Here is a 15287-nt window from a genome sequence, read left to right on the forward strand (position 1 = left end):
AAACTATATACGAAAAACCTGATCAAAGGTTCTAGTACGCGGTATTGCGGAACCCGCCTTTGGTTGCTGAAACACGTACTTTCAGCTATGATAAGGTACTATTTGAGTTCAAAGTTACTGTTTCGCGCCATCCAGTTCTGTACCCGATTTAAAGTTTCAGAGGGTGGCGTTTGTATTAGTGGGGGGAAGATCAATGAATATTTCATTGCAAGAAGACGCCCGTGATCAGATTGAATATCCCGAAGAGCTGTCGATCATTTTTATCGGCAAGGAACTGTTCTACTCGAACCAAACCCTGAGAAGTGTTCAAAGCGAATTCGGCGTTCGTGCGTCAAGATATGAAAGCCTTGACGACCTGCTGGCCGAGAGTGGGAACTCTGTTCCCTCCGAGCGCATCATTGTTGTGGATCAGATGATGCTCGAAGATCTGTTGGCGCGGCCCGCTGATTACTCCCGGCTCGCCGAGACAGGATGTCTGGCCTTCGCCTATCGCAAGAAAAGTCCGGCCCGGGTTCTGTTCGAACGCTGGGATCGTACCCGTTTCGGCAGTGTCGGGTATTTGCCAATGAACGTGGCGCCGGATGTTTGGCGCGCAATACTGCGCCTTCTGATGCACGAAGAGCTGCACCTGCCCTGCTTTCTGGCCGACAGCATGACCGCAACACAAAGTGCGCCAGGCACACCTATCGAAAAACAGCCTGCAACCAGAACCCGGTCACCTGACAAACTGTTGCGATACTCAAAGCTGACGCGCCGCGAAAAGCAAGTCCTGAGGCTGGTATCGCAAGGCAAGAGCAACAAGACCATTGCGTCGAATCTGGGCATCACCGAACACACCGTCAAACTGCATATGCACAATGTCTCGGGCAAGATCGATGTGAGCAACCGGACTGAAGCTGCGCATTTTTACTTTGAGGTCGCGCCGAACGAAGCGCGCAACGCGCCCGTTGGATGAGGCATTCGAAACCCGGTTCGACCGGCTCATTCTGTTGGTGGGTCGGCTCAACTATATGTGGACGAACACTGAAAGCCTGCTGATCCACCTGATCGCAGGTCTGACCGGGGCCAAAAAAGATGTTGCGGTCATCATATTCCTGACGCTTAACACCACACGTGCCCGTATCGATCTGGTCGAACGTCTCGCCAAGATGGAGGGTCGCCCCCGTGAAATCCGCGATCCGATTCTCGAACACACCCAGCGGTTGTCGCGCCTGTCCTCTATTCGAAACAAGTACAATCACTGCATCTATTCTTTCGATCAGGAAAGCGGAAATCCAAAGACCATCCTGATGCGCATTGCTGATCGCAAGACCGACATCAAACTTGGTCGCGAAGACACAGTTGACGACAAAGCAATGAAAGAAATCGAGGATGTTGTCACTCAGCTCTCGAATGCCAACAGGGATATCTGGAAATTGATCACCCAACTGGGTTTCCCTGTCTGAGATGGTGCTGGTGCGGGCGGTGGGACTCGAACCCACACGGCACTAAGGCCTTCGGATTTTAAGTCCGATATGTCTACCATTCCATCACGCCCGCACATCATCGTCGAAGTTTTGTCTCACCGCGCCGATGTCGTGTGCAGACACTTACAACCAACCAAAACGATTGAAAAGATACTCATTCATCAGATCCAGGGATGCATGCAGAACACGAACACAATCCTGCTGAATCAAGGCCGAGCTTGACAGCCTTCGGCCAATTCGTTCACGTCGGCGCAACACAAGATCAGGGAGCGAGCGATGAAACTAGTCAGTAACCCGTTTCGAGGTGGTTCTAAGCTTTCGGATCAGGCCCCTTATCCCTCCGTAGAGACAGATGGGTTGGGCCGGCATCGATCCTTCTGTCCTGACTTTGTCGAAACGCCCCTTGTGAATGCATCGGCGCTGGCACCCGTCGCGAATCTCTGGGTTAAAGATGAGCGAAGCCGTATGGGCCTGGGATCGTTCAAAGCGCTGGGTGCGGCTTATGTGATCGCCTGCGAAGCGAATGACATCTCGGTCACGCCAGATGGTAACACGCTCAAAGGGCGCACCTATGTTACGGCAAGCGCGGGCAATCACGGGATGAGCATGGCCGCGGGCGCGCGCACTTTCGGAGCTGATGCAGTTGTCTACATCGCAGAAACAGTTCCTGAAAGCTTTGCAGATCGCCTGCGCGCTCAAAACGCACAAGTGGTCCGGGCGGGTGCGGATTACGCTGCCAGCATGGAAGCAGCCAGTCAGGCGGCGCAGGACAATGGCTGGACTTTGCTCTCGGACAGTTCCTGGGAGGGGTATACTGAACTACCGTACTTGCTGATGGAAGGGTATCTGCAAATGGCGGTCGAAGCCGCCGAGCAATGTACTGAGGCACCAACGCACGTTCTTTTGCAAGCCGGTGTTGGCGGCATGGCCGGAGCCGTCGCTGCCTATGCGCGGGTCGTTTGGGGAGATGCTCCGCAGATCATTGTTGTCGAGCCAACCTCTGCCCCGGCGCTGCAGGCCAGTATCGAAGCGGGGCATTGTGTGTTTGCTGACGGGCCCGACAGCATCATGGGGCGACTGGATTGCAAAGAGCCCTCGCTGATCGCCTTGAACGGCTTGGCCCGAGATGCCGATCTGTTTGTGACAATCGAAGATGACACTGTCGAAGCACAGCTTCCGGCCATGGCGAAGGCCGGGTTGGAAACCAGCGCCTCGGGCGGTGCTGGCATTGCGGCCGTTCTGAACGACGCGATCCGTATTGAACTGGGTATTGGACCGAATTCCAAAGTGCTCTGCATCTTGAGCGAGCAACCTGCATGAGAGGTTTCGCACCAGAGGAATTCGCGATCCGCGTTGCGCGCGCCCAGCATCGGATGCAAGAAACCGGTCTATCGGCCCTGTTGCTTACGACTGAGCCCCAGCTTCGCTATTTCACAGGTTATCTGACCCGTTTCTGGGAAAGCCCAACGCGGCCTTGGTTGCTGATCGTTCCGATTTCTGGCAAGCCGGTTGCAGTAATCCCATCCATCGGTGCTGCATTGATGGCGCAGACATGGATCGACGACATTCGAACCTGGAGTGCACCCGACCTTGAAGATGATGGGGTATCTCTGCTGGCCGATACACTGAGAGAGTTGACGCCTGAAAACGCCTCAATCGGCTGCCCCGACGGGCATGAGACCCATGTAAGGATGCCACTGGCCGATCTAAGGCATCTCGAATCCGCAATTGGAGCGCGCCAAATTACGGGTGACCATGGCATCCTGCGGGCGCTGCGGATGGTGAAATCTGACGCCGAGATCGCAAAGATTCGAACTGCCTGTCAGATTGGTGCCCACGCCTTTGCACGAGTGCCTGAGATTGCCTCAGCAGGGACACCGCTGGATCAGATATTTCGAAACTTTCAGAGACTCTGCCTTGAAGAGGGTGCCGACTGGGTGCCCTATCTGGCCGGAGGGGCCGAGCAAGGCGGGTACTCGGATGTAATTTCACCCGCGACACAGACCCCGCTTCGTATAGGCGATGTGCTGATGCTCGACACCGGCCTCGTCCACGATGGCTATTTTTGCGACTATGATCGCAATTGGTCCGTCGGCCCAGCGAGCAAGGCGGTACGCGATGCACATGCCAGATTGGTCGAGGCTTCGGATGCAGCGTTTGATCAAGCCCGCCCAGGCGTGACGGCTTCTCAGCTTTTTCATACGATGAACACAATACTTACCGATGGCAGCGCGGGTACCGATGCCGGGAGACTGGGCCACGGGTTAGGAATGTCGTTGACCGAATGGCCTTCGCTTATTCCCGATGATCATACTGAACTGCAACCGGGAATGGTTTTGACGCTTGAACCGGGTATTGCGGTCGATGGCAAAATTCTCGTGCACGAAGAAAACATCCTGATAACCGAAGGCGCGCCCGAATTCCTCAGCCCCCGGATAGGACCGGAGATTGCCGAGATATGAGCACGTTGCCGTACACACTGGATCCTGACGATCCCTCGGCCGTACCAATGGGGCTGATCGTTTTACAGACTGACGAGACAATCGAACCTGAGTTTCGTAGCCTTTTTATCGATGACAAAAGCCCTCTTTATGTCAGCCGCATTCCCAGCGGGGCCGAGGTTAACACCGACACGCTGGCGCAGATGGAGACCGACTTGCCTGCAGCGGCTGATCTGCTGCCAAAGGCGCGGCCCTATCGAGTTGTTGGCTATGGATGTACGTCAGCCAGTTCGGTTATCGGCTCGGATCGGGTTGAGCAGATGGTCATGCAGACCTGTAATACAGCGACCGTCACCAACCCGTTGCGGGCAGCCTCCGCCTGCGCGAGACATTTGGGCGTCTCAAAATTTGCACTGCTGTCGCCTTACATTGAAGAAGTAAACACTCCGTTGCGACGCGCGTTTGCAGAACAAGGCATCTCGATGGATGTATTTGGCACTTTCGGCGAATCCGAAGAAGCCAAAGTTGTGCGGATCTCAACCGATTCCGTGGTCGATGCCGCCGTGCGACTGGGAAGAGATTCAACAGTCGACGCCGTATTCCTTAGTTGTACGAACCTTCGGACACTGACGGCTATCCCAAGGATCGAAGCGCAGATCGGTAAGCCTGTCCTGTCAAGCAACCAGAGTTTGGCCTGGCATATGAAACAACTGAACGTGTCGCAAAATTAGGCAAATGCGGCGTTTACGCGACTCCAATTGCTTTACGGGCTTGCGACCATTTGTTAGCCTCGTCATCAATGCACGAGAAGATCAATGAGGCCCGGACCAACCGGGTAATCATTTGACGCAACAGGGGGTCTTGTGACCGACACAAATAGCGACGCCGCGTTTGTTGAATTTCAACGCGTTCAAAAGTCTTATGATGGCGAGAACCTCGTCGTCAAAGATCTCAACCTGGCAATGCCAAAGGGCGAATTCCTGACCATGCTCGGGCCGTCCGGATCAGGTAAGACGACCTGCCTGATGATGCTTGCCGGATTCGAAACCGCCACACATGGCGAGATTCTTCTGGATGGAAAACCCATCAACAATATCCCTCCGCACAAACGTGGCATCGGGATGGTGTTCCAGAATTATGCTCTGTTCCCGCATATGACTGTGGCCGAGAATCTTTCATTCCCGCTGGAAGTCCGCAAGCTGGGCAAGTCCGAGCGCGAGGAGAAAGTCAAACGCGCGCTGGACATGGTGCAGATGGGTGCCTTCGGCAATCGTCGCCCCGCGCAGTTGTCGGGTGGTCAGCAGCAACGGATCGCACTGGCACGTGCGCTGGTTTTCGAGCCCGAATTGGTGTTGATGGACGAACCGCTGGGTGCGTTGGACAAACAACTACGCGAGCATATGCAGTTCGAAATCACCCGTCTGGCGCATGAACTGGGCATTACCACCGTCTACGTGACCCACGACCAGACCGAGGCATTGACCATGTCCGACCGTGTTGCGGTGTTTGACGATGGCCGCATTCAGCAACTGGCCCCGCCGGATCAGCTGTATGAAGAACCCGACAACAGTTTCGTGGCGCAATTCATCGGTGAAAACAATACCCTGGAAGGTGTTGTTAAATCCATCGATGGAGATACCTGCCTTGTGCAATTGGATGACGGCTCGGAAATCGATGCGGTGCCGATCAACGTGCACAATCCGGGCGAACGTACCAAGGTCTCGATCCGGCCCGAGCGCGTAGAATTCAATAAAGACCGACTGCATGCCGATGCACATACGCTGAAAGCAACGGTTAAGGAATTCATCTATATGGGCGACGTGTTCCGCTTCCGCATGTCGGTGGCGGGCAATGACGAGTTCATCGTCAAAACACGGAATGCCCCCGACGCCATCCGTCTGAATCCCGGACAGGAAATCGAGATCGGCTGGCTTGCAAAGGATTGTCGTGCGCTCGACGCATAGACCAAGCCGCGCGGTACAAACGTGGCTTACCGAGGGACCAGCTGGCGAAAACCCGTGCGTCAGCTGACCAAACAACAAACGGGAAGTACTGGGAGTAACACATGAAAACTACCAAAACACTGCTGACAGCAGCTGCTATTGCGACAGCGGCTGGCGGCGTTTCCGCCGAAGAGATGACCATCGTCTCGTGGGGCGGCGCCTATTCCAAATCGCAGCTCAAGGCTTATCACGAGCCCTATTCGGAGAAGACCGGCGTCACCATCCTGAATGATGACAGCTCGAACGAGGCCGTCGCCAAACTGCGCGCGATGAACGAAGCGGGCAACATCACATGGGACGTGGTTGATGTGGTTGCGGCGGACGCGATCCGCCTCTGCGACGAAGGTCTGGCACTTGAGATCGATTTCGACACTCAACTGGCCCCTGCCCCCGATGGCACGCCTGCCTCCGAAGATTTCGGTGACCTTCTGGTCAGCGACTGCTTTATCCCGCAGATCGTCTATTCAACCACTTTCGGTTATCGCACAGATCTGGTCGGTGATACTCCGCCAACCGACATCTGCGCAGTATTCGATCTTGAAGCCTATCCCGGCAAGCGCTCGCTGGAAAAGCGCCCGATCAACAACATGGAATGGGCGTTGCTGTGTGACGGCGTTGCAAAAGACGACGTTTACGACGTTCTGGCCACTGCTGAAGGTCAGGACCAGGCCCTGGCCAAACTGGACACCATCAAGGACAGTGTCGTCTGGTGGTCTGCCGGTGCCGACACGCCACAATTGCTGGCTGATGGTGAAGTTGTCATGGGTTCGACCTATAACGGTCGCCTGTTCAGCGTGATCGAAGAGCAAAAGCAGCCGGTAGCGATGCTGTGGGATGCTCAGGTATTCGATCTTGATGGCTGGATCATTCCGGCTGGCCTGAGCGAAGAGCGTCAACAGCGCGCGCTGGACTACATCATGTTCGCAACTGACACGCAGCGTCTGGCAGATCAGGCCAAGTACATCTCGTACGGCCCGGCTCGTGCTTCCTCTGCTCCGCTGGTGGGTCAGCACGCCGATCTGGGCATCGACATGGCACCACACATGCCGACCGATCCGGAAAACGCCAAGAACACGTTCCTGTATAACTACGAGTTCTGGGCGGATTACCGCGACGATATCGACGCCAAATTCCAGGCTTGGCTGGCGCAATAAGCGTCTGATTTCCTGAGATTGTCGGGGGCGGCCTATCGCCCCCGACCCCAAAAATACCCAAGGGGTACCGATGACTGACGCCACCCAAAATACTGGTCCCATGCTGGCCGCGGACGGCACGCCACTCAAGCAATCGCTGGCCCGGTCTCTGCGACGGCAAAAGCTGCGGGCCCTGATGCTGGTCGCCCCACTGCTGCTGTTCGTTATGTTCTCGTTCATCGTGCCTATTGCGGCGATGCTGTTCCGATCTGTGGAAAACAGCATCGTACAAGAGACACTGCCCCTGACGGTTGAAGCATTGCAAAGCTGGGATGAAACCAGCGGCGAGTTGCCCGACGAAGCCGTTTATGACGCCTTTGTCCGCGATATGGTCGTGGCCGTCGATAACAAGACACACACCCGGCTGGGTTCGCGTCTGAACTACGAAGAGACAGGCATGTCTTCGATGTTCCGCCGCTCGGGTCGGAAAATGGGTAAGCTGGACCCCGAAACCGATGGGCCGTTCAAAGACCAGGTCATCGAGATTCACGACGGCTGGGGTGAACCGCAGACATGGGCGGTTATCAAGACGCATTCGCCCGCTGTCACCAATGGCTATTTCCTGAACGCTGTGGACATGCGCCGCACGCCCGAGGGCGCGCAGGCGCAGCCCGAGGACAAGCAGATCCTGATCAAGCTGTTCGGGCGCACTTTGTTCATGTCGCTGGTGATCACCGCGTCCTGTATCCTGCTGGCCTATCCGGTCAGTTATTTGCTGGCGACGCTTCCGATGCGGGTGTCGAACCTGCTGATGATCCTCGTGTTGTTGCCCTTCTGGACGTCATTGTTGGTGCGAACCTCGGCGTGGAAGGTGATGTTGCAGCAACAGGGCGTGATCAATGAAACATTGGTCTGGCTGGGACTGGTGGCCGACGACGCCAGGCTGGTGATCATCAACAACCAGATCGGCACGATCATAGCTATGACGCATATCCTGCTGCCGTTCATGATCCTGCCCATGTATTCGGTGATGCAGACCATACCGCCCTCGTACACCCGCGCCGCAAAATCCATGGGCGCGACCAACTGGACGACATTCTGGCGCATCTACTTCCCGCAATCCATTCCTGGCATTGGCGCGGGCTCAATCCTCGTGTTCATTCTGGCGATCGGCTACTACATCACGCCTGAAATCGTTGGCGGCACCAAGGGTGTCTTTATTTCGAACCGGATTGCCTATCACATCTCGTCCTCGCTGAACTGGGGGCTGGCCGCGGCATTGGGAACGATCCTTCTGGGCGTCGTACTGCTGCTCTACTGGTGCTACGACAAGATTGTCGGCATTGATAACGTGAAGCTGGGATAATCGACATGGCCGCACTTACTCCGATATCCCGCAAACCTTTGTCCATGGTTTTGCCAAGCGTTGCGCTGGCAGGCGCCTTCGCCGGTATCTTTGTCGGCGCGGGCAATGGCTCGGTCTTCCTCGGCATCATTGGCGGGGCAGCCTTGATCGCCGCTGTGGCCTGGGTCTACATCACGGTACTCAAGAACGAAAAACTGGCACGATGGATCAATATCCTTGGCTTTGGCATCGTCGGTTTACTGTTCTCTGGCCCAATGGGCGGCGTTCTGGGCCTGTTGGGTGGATGGTTCTTCGTCTGGTTTATCTTTTGGCTGTACGAAGGTCGATATCGCCAAAAACTGTTGCCCTATCTGACCGCGAAGCAAGTGTTCTATCACTACTTGTTCCGGGTGATCTGCGGCGCGATCTTCGTGTTCCTGATCACCCCGATCCTCGTGGTTCTGCCGCTTTCGTTCAACGCGCAGGACTTTTTTACCTTCACGCCTGAAATGCTGCGGCTCGACCCGGAAGGGTATTCGCTGAAGCATTACCGCGACTTCTTCACCAACAATGAATGGCAGCGCAGCTTCAAGAACTCACTCATCATTGCTCCGATTGCAACGATCATCTCGGTCTCGCTGGGCACGCTGGCGGCCATTGGCCTCAGCCAGAGCCACGTTCCAGGCCGCCGCGCCATCATGGGCATCCTGATCTCGCCAATGATCGTGCCGCTGATCATTTCAGCCACAGGCATGTTCTTCTTCTACAGCGATATCGGCCGCTTCATGGAGGGAACACTGGGCATGAACAAGAACTTTGTGGGCTATGTGAAAGTGATCCTCGCTCACGCCGTTCTGGGTATTCCATTCGTCATCATCACCGTGACCGCAACGCTAGTGGGCTTTGACCGCTCGCTGACGCGGGCGGCTGCGAATATGGGCGCGGGTCCAGTGCGGACATTCTTCAAGATCCAGATGCCCTTGATCCTGCCGGGTGTGATCTCAGGCGGCTTGTTTGCCTTCATCACCTCATTCGACGAGGTGGTCGTGGTACTGTTTGTCGGCTCGGCTAGCCAAAAAACGCTGCCATGGCAGATGTTCACCGGCCTGCGCGAACAGATCAGCCCGACCATTCTGGCGGTGGCCACGATCCTCGTGGTGATCTCGATTGCGCTGCTGACTACGGTCGAGCTGCTGCGCCGCCGGTCCGAGCGCCTGCGGGGCCTTTCCCCCGCTTGACGCAGGCCTAGGTCTGATCTAACGATTCACCTGTTCATCCCAGCCGCGATGGCGTCGCGGACGCACTGGGATGATCGGCTCTCGGACCCCGAGACCGCCTGTCCTGAACGCCGGGACAAGTGGCCGGGTTTGCCGCCCGGCAATGATGAGAGACCAAGTCATGACAGACACAACAAAACGCCCCGAATTCTTCATTTGCCACAATGGCGACAAAGCGCCCCTGCCGTTCAGCAAGGGCGAATACGACCGCCGCCTTGGCGCCCTGCGCGCAATCATGGCCAAGCATGACGTCCCCGCCGTCCTGCTGACCTCGATGCAGAACATCGCCTATTATTCCGGCTTTCTGTACTGCTCTTTCGGCCGCCCCTACGGCTGCGTAGTAACCCAGGACGCTTGCACCACTGTCTCGGCAAACATCGACGCGGGCCAACCGTGGCGGCGCTCGGTTGAGGACAACGTCATCTACACCGACTGGAAGCGCGACAATTACTGGCGCGCAGTGGCCAGCCTGATCGGCGGGGCCAAACGGATCGGGATCGAAGGCGACCACATGACATTGGCGGCGCGCAACACGGCGCTGGACATGCTGGGCGGACCGGAACTGATCGATATCGCACCTGACACGATGTTTGCCCGCATGGTGAAATCCGCAGAAGAGATCGAGCTGATCAAAGGCGGCGCGCGCACCGCTGACGTGGGTGGGGCCGCCATTCACGCAGCGATCCGTGAAGGCGCCACCGAGATCGAGATCGCCATGGCCGGGCGCGATGCGATGGAAGAGGAAATCGCCCGCGCCTACCCGGATGCCGAATACCGCGACACATGGGTCTGGTTCCAGTCGGCGCTTAACACCGATGGCGCCCATAACCCTGTCACCAAACGCGCGCTGCAAAAGGGCGATATCCTGTCGCTGAACACCTTCCCGATGATCTCGGGCTATTACACCGCGCTGGAACGCACCCTGTTCCTGGGCGAGCCCGACGCAGACAGCCTGCGCCTGTGGAAGGCCAACGTTGCCGCGCATGAGCTGGGCCTGAGCCTGATCAAACCCGGCGCGACCTGTTCGGGCATCACGGCTGAGATCAACCGCTTCTTCGCGGATGAGGGCCTGCTGCAATACCGCTCATTCGGGTATGGCCATTCCTTCGGCATCCTCAGCCACTATTACGGGCGCGAGGCCGGTCTGGAGCTGCGCGAAGATATCGACACGGTGCTGGAACCCGGCATGGTCGTCTCGATCGAGCCGATGCTGTGGATCCCCGAAGGCCAGCCCGGCGCGGGCGGCTATCGTGAACACGATATCCTTGTGGTTGGTGAAGACGGGGCCGAGAACATCACCGGCTTCCCCTATGGTCCCGGCCACAACATCATCGATGCATGAAAAAACGGGTGGGGCGACAAGCCCCACCTTCTACCGCTGGGCTCGTTCGTAAAAGATGAAGCCCAGAAAGTTCAGCAATAGCTGCGCCGCCAGAACCTGGGTACTTTCCGTCGGGTCGTAAGCAGGCGCGACTTCGACCAGATCGATGCCCACAACATCCCCGCGTTTGGCCAGACCCTGTAGAATTTCCAGTACATCGTAGTAGAGAAACCCGCCATGGCTGGGCGTACCTGTGCCCGCCGCGATTGAAGGGCAAAAAGCGTCGATATCTATCGTTACGTAATACCGTGCCCCCTGCGGGATACGCGCCAGCACTGCCTCGGCCCCCAGTTTGCGCACCTGCCGCACAGACAGGATGTCCGACCCGCGCGCACGGGCGTCGTCATAGCCTTCTTTCGCGGTGGATGAGACATTGCGGATGCCCAGCTGCGTCATGCCTGAGACATAGTCTTTCTCAATCGCCCGCCGCATCGGGTTTCCGTGCCCGGCAGTCACCCCGTGGCGTTCATCGACAAAATCCAGATGCGCGTCAATCTGCACCACATGGATCGGGCCGTTCTGCGCGCAATCCTCGGCGAAGGCATTGATACAGGGGATGTTGATCGAATGATCGCCGCCGATGGTCACCGGCAGCGCGCCTGCTTTCAGGATTTTGCCCACGCCCAGTTCGATATTCGCATGGCTTTCCTCGGTCTTGGTATGGATAATATCCGCATCCCCCAGATCAACGATCCGCACGGAGCCATCCAGATAGGTTGCGTCATCTTCGTGATCATAAGCCCCGGCGTGGCCGAAACTGAACAGGGTCGAGGCTTCGCGCACGGCCCGAGGTCCAAACCGCGCCCCCGGTCGCCATTGGGTCCCGAAATCGAAGGGCGCGCCGAGAACGGCGATATCCGCCTCTATCTCATCCCAATTCTCAACATAAGGAGATTTGGCGAAGGTTGAGATGCCGACAAAAGGCAGGTTTAGTCGCCCCGCCTTATAACCATGGTCTTGCATGGGTATTTCCTTTTTCATTGCCACTGTCACGTTCGATGACATCAATCGCAGCAGCATCTTGTGCTCAGGATGGACCAATGTCGAGATGCCCGGCGTGCAGCTTCAGAAATTCGAGCCACTCACGCGAGTGTTGCGTGTATGTGATCTGCTTTGCGGGCAAGATCGAATATGAACCCGATCGGAGGATGCCATGTCGATTCCACGTCGCAGCTTTGTCGGCCTGTTGGGGGCAAGCGCTGTAGCACCTCGCGCTCTTTGGGCGCAGGATGACCCTGTCTACGATGCCGTACGTTCAACTTTGTATGGTAGTCGGACCGATTTCGAAGCCGGGATGGCGTTCCTGACCGAGCGCGGCAACCCGGACGTTGTGCCCGCGCTTTTGACGGCGATGCGCTATGGCAGAAGGCGAGAGCGAGACATTGCCAAAGTCATGGAAGCGTTGAGCGGCGCGCGCCACGGCACAGACTGGTTCGAATGGATGCTATGGCAAGAACGGAACGCTCAGATTGTACCTCATCCATCTTTGATACCGTTCAAACGCGAAGTTCTTTTGGGCATCGATCAGAACTTCGATGTGTTCCTGAAACCCGAATATTTGCAACGCGACAACATGAAGATTCGGCTGGAAGAGATCAGTTGGGGTGGTGTGCTCAAGGACGGTATCCCTTCGCTGGACAATCCCAAGCTGATCCCTGCGGCGCGGGCGGACTACATGAAAGACGACGATCTGGTCTTTGGCGTCTCGATCAACGGCGATGTACGCGCTTATCCGCTGCGCATCATGGGCTGGCACGAGATGTTCAACGAGGTGATCGGAGGCGTTTCGGTAGCACTGGCCTATTGTACGCTGTGCGGATCGGGGATTTTGTTTGAAACGCAGGTCGAGGGGCGGCGGAAGCCGTTTGTATTTGGCTCGTCCGGGTTCCTGTATCGGTCGAACAAATTGATGTTCGACCGTGAGACGCATTCGTTATGGAACCAGTACACAGGTAAGCCCGTGGTCGGACCGCTGGTCAACAGTGGGATCGAGCTGAAGCAGCGTCCTGTGGTGATCACCCGCTGGGACAGCTGGAAGGCGTCGCATCCAGATACGCAGGTGCTGTCGCTCAGCACCGGTCATCGGCGCAACTATGGCTCGGGCGTTGTGTATCGCGATTATTTTGCCTCACCCGATCTGATGTTCCCGGCCTTGGTCGATCAAAGTCGGCATCGCCAGAAGGACTACGTGTTCGCCGTGCGCCAGTTCGGCGCGGCGCGGGCGTGGCCGTTGGACGCGTTCAAGGGCAAGCCGGTGATCAACGATGCGATTGGCGGGCGGGCACTGATGCTGATGGGCGACCCGGACAAGCGCAGCGTGCGCGCCTACGAGCGTGGATCGCGCCAGTTCCGCGCGACCACCGATGGCGGGCTGCTGGACGAAACGGGCAACAAGTGGCGCGTCACCGAAGAGGCACTGATTGGCCCGGATGGCGCAGAGTTGCCGCGCGTCGCGGGACATATCTCGTATTGGTTTGCCTGGGACAATTATCTGGGCGACACAGCCAGCGTTTACGGACGCTGATCAAGAATGTTCCTCGGCCGCTGTGGCGGCCAGCGCGCGGTTGTAAGCTTTCAGCGCGTCGATGTGATAGAGCGCGCCAACGGGGTTTTCACAGCCGTCCTTGTCGATGATCACCACCGGGATGCAAGGGATGTCATCGCGGTCGAAATATGGCATCGCGGCCTCAAGCGTGGCGCTGGCCTTGACGCATAGGCCTTGTTCGATCAATGCCTGCGCGTCTTCCTTGGAGATCGAACGCGCGTCCCCCAGCGGGCGCATCACCGCGCCTGCCCGCAACATTGCCAGCAGGTACGCCTGCGGCCCGGCGGCCAAGTGCACATTGCGTCGTTCCAGCTGGGTCAGGAAGAAGGACCGGTCCACAAGGCGCGAGGCCAGCGCAGTGGACATCGAGACCGAAACCATCACGGCGAGGCCGATCTGCCAGTCTCCGGTCAATTCAAACACGATGAGCGTGGTTGAGATTGGTGCGCCCAGCACCGCGGCAGCCACCGCGCCCATCCCGGCAAAGGCATAGAGCGTATGGGTGCCTGACACATCTGGCAGTAATCCGGTGGCGATCAGGCCGAAGGCCAACCCGGTCAGCGCTCCGATCATCAATGAAGGGGAAAACACACCACCACCCATGCGACCGCCCATGGTAATCGCCACTGCGACGGTTTTGATGACCGCGAACAGGATCGCGGTCGTCAGCACGAGGTCCCCGGTCAAGGCACGGATCGTGGTTTCGTATCCCACGCCGATGATGTGCGGAAACCAGACCGCCAACAGGCCGAGCATCGCGCCCGAAACACCGGGGCGCAGCCAGCGCGGCAGAGACAAGCGGTTTTGGATATGCGTGCCGATATCCTCGGCGAAGAAGATCGATCGCATCAGCAGCAGCGAGACCAGCCCGCAAATCAGGCCTAGGATCAGGAAGGCGGGCAGCTCGACATAGAATTGCAACGACCCGGGCGTATCCAGCGTGAATTCGGTCACGTCACCATAAGCCAGCCGGTTGATCACGGTCCCCGCGACCGAGGCGATGACAATGGGCGCAAAGGCATGAACGGCGAAGTGGCGCAGCACAACCTCAAGCGCAAACAAGGCACCGGCGATGGGGGCGTTGAAACTGGCCGAAACAGCAGCGGCCACAGCGCAACCCAATAGGTCGCGCCCGGTGATACCGTCGGCGTGGATACGGTCGCTGACCCAAGTCGAGATGACCCCGGCCATATGCACAACAGGTCCTTCTCGCCCCGTGGATCCGCCTGAGCTGAGCGTGATCAGCGAAGCGAAAAAAGATGCGATACCGGCCTTCTTTTCGACCCGTCCATCAGTGATGGCCGCACCCTCGATCACATCAGCTACCGAACGCACACGGCCATCATCGGTGTACCTGTTCAGGATGATCCCGACGACCAACCCGCCGACCACAGGTGTAAGGAAAATCCAGAGCCAATGCAGCTTCTCAGCATGGCTGTGCAGGAACAGGATATCTTCGGTGTTGTAGAGATAAGCCTGCAACGACGAGATCGCCATCCGGAATCCCAGCGCCATGAAGCCTGCAGCGATCCCGATGACCAGAGCAATAAACCAGAACTGAATCTGGCTGGGGCCACGATGAAGCATTACCCGCCATGCATCCCGCAGCGCCGAGAGGGCTTGATTGAGCTGATTGCGCAGCACGGTGCGGGTCGATTGGGTCATTGGCCCTCGTTGGGGTGGTCGCCTGACCCTT

Annotated in this window: 13 protein-coding genes and 1 tRNA gene; 11 read left to right on the forward strand and 3 right to left on the reverse strand. The window is 57.5% G+C overall.

Going from position 1 to position 15287, the window contains the following annotated elements:
- The first annotated feature begins 193 nt into the window (after positions 1–193).
- Positions 194–955 (forward strand): helix-turn-helix transcriptional regulator, encoded by a 762-nt coding sequence (locus ACR0DK_RS00635; RefSeq protein WP_170401338.1) that lies wholly within the window; start codon positions 194–196, stop codon positions 953–955.
- The gene (locus ACR0DK_RS00640; RefSeq protein ID WP_170420862.1) at positions 948–1445 is read left to right on the forward strand and encodes a hypothetical protein; all 498 of its coding nucleotides are present in this window, start codon (positions 948–950) and stop codon (positions 1443–1445) included. Before ACR0DK_RS00635 ends, ACR0DK_RS00640 begins: the two co-directional genes overlap by 8 nt.
- A gap of 8 nt (positions 1446–1453) precedes the next feature.
- Here the strand turns inward: ACR0DK_RS00640 and ACR0DK_RS00645 are convergent.
- Positions 1454–1539 (reverse strand) — tRNA-Leu (locus ACR0DK_RS00645).
- Positions 1540–1742: 203 nt separating this feature from the next.
- Here ACR0DK_RS00645 and ACR0DK_RS00650 point away from each other — a divergent pair.
- The 8 genes from ACR0DK_RS00650 to ACR0DK_RS00685 all read left to right on the forward strand — a co-directional run bounded on the left by ACR0DK_RS00650 (position 1743) and on the right by ACR0DK_RS00685 (position 11007).
- Entirely contained in the window at positions 1743–2786 is a 1044-nt protein-coding gene (locus ACR0DK_RS00650; protein ID WP_223116770.1) for a pyridoxal-phosphate dependent enzyme, read from the forward strand.
- Positions 2783–3928, forward strand: coding sequence for a M24 family metallopeptidase (locus tag ACR0DK_RS00655; RefSeq protein WP_480734566.1), 1146 nt, complete (start codon positions 2783–2785; stop codon positions 3926–3928). The genes ACR0DK_RS00650 and ACR0DK_RS00655 overlap by 4 nt, the downstream gene beginning before the upstream one ends.
- Positions 3925–4638, forward strand: a complete 714-nt coding sequence (locus tag ACR0DK_RS00660; RefSeq protein WP_170594782.1) for a maleate cis-trans isomerase family protein — start codon at positions 3925–3927, stop codon at positions 4636–4638. The genes ACR0DK_RS00655 and ACR0DK_RS00660 overlap by 4 nt, the downstream gene beginning before the upstream one ends.
- 132 nt (positions 4639–4770) lie before the next feature.
- Positions 4771–5871, forward strand: a complete 1101-nt coding sequence (locus ACR0DK_RS00665; RefSeq protein ID WP_170401347.1) for an ABC transporter ATP-binding protein — start codon at positions 4771–4773, stop codon at positions 5869–5871.
- 101 nt (positions 5872–5972) lie between these two features.
- Positions 5973–7064, forward strand: coding sequence for an extracellular solute-binding protein (locus ACR0DK_RS00670; protein ID WP_170391999.1), 1092 nt, complete (start codon positions 5973–5975; stop codon positions 7062–7064).
- Between the two features lie 70 nt (positions 7065–7134).
- On the forward strand, positions 7135–8409 hold the full coding sequence (locus tag ACR0DK_RS00675) for an ABC transporter permease (protein WP_170392001.1): 1275 nt from the start codon (positions 7135–7137) through the stop codon (positions 8407–8409).
- Between the two features lie 5 nt (positions 8410–8414).
- Positions 8415–9626, forward strand: coding sequence for an ABC transporter permease (locus ACR0DK_RS00680; RefSeq protein WP_170625296.1), 1212 nt, complete (start codon positions 8415–8417; stop codon positions 9624–9626).
- A 160-nt stretch (positions 9627–9786) separates the two neighbouring features.
- Positions 9787–11007: an aminopeptidase P family protein gene (locus tag ACR0DK_RS00685; protein WP_480734567.1), complete on the forward strand. Its 1221-nt coding sequence runs from the start codon at positions 9787–9789 to the stop codon at positions 11005–11007.
- A 30-nt stretch (positions 11008–11037) separates the two neighbouring features.
- Here the strand turns inward: ACR0DK_RS00685 and speB are convergent, their stop codons facing one another.
- Positions 11038–12009: an agmatinase gene (gene speB, locus ACR0DK_RS00690; RefSeq protein WP_480734568.1), complete on the reverse strand. Its 972-nt coding sequence runs from the start codon at positions 12007–12009 to the stop codon at positions 11038–11040.
- Between the two features lie 190 nt (positions 12010–12199).
- Between speB and ACR0DK_RS00695 the strand changes: the two genes are divergently transcribed.
- A complete protein-coding gene (locus ACR0DK_RS00695; protein WP_223116774.1) occupies positions 12200–13570 on the forward strand; it encodes a DUF3179 domain-containing protein in 1371 nt (456 codons plus the stop codon).
- On the opposite strand, the gene ACR0DK_RS00700 is transcribed toward ACR0DK_RS00695, so the two are convergent.
- On the reverse strand, positions 13571–15256 hold the full coding sequence (locus ACR0DK_RS00700) for a chloride channel protein (protein WP_170392011.1): 1686 nt from the start codon (positions 15254–15256) through the stop codon (positions 13571–13573). It abuts the gene before it with no gap.
- Positions 15257–15287 lie beyond the last annotated feature (31 nt).

This window comes from Ruegeria sp. CE6 (genome assembly GCF_056537485.1).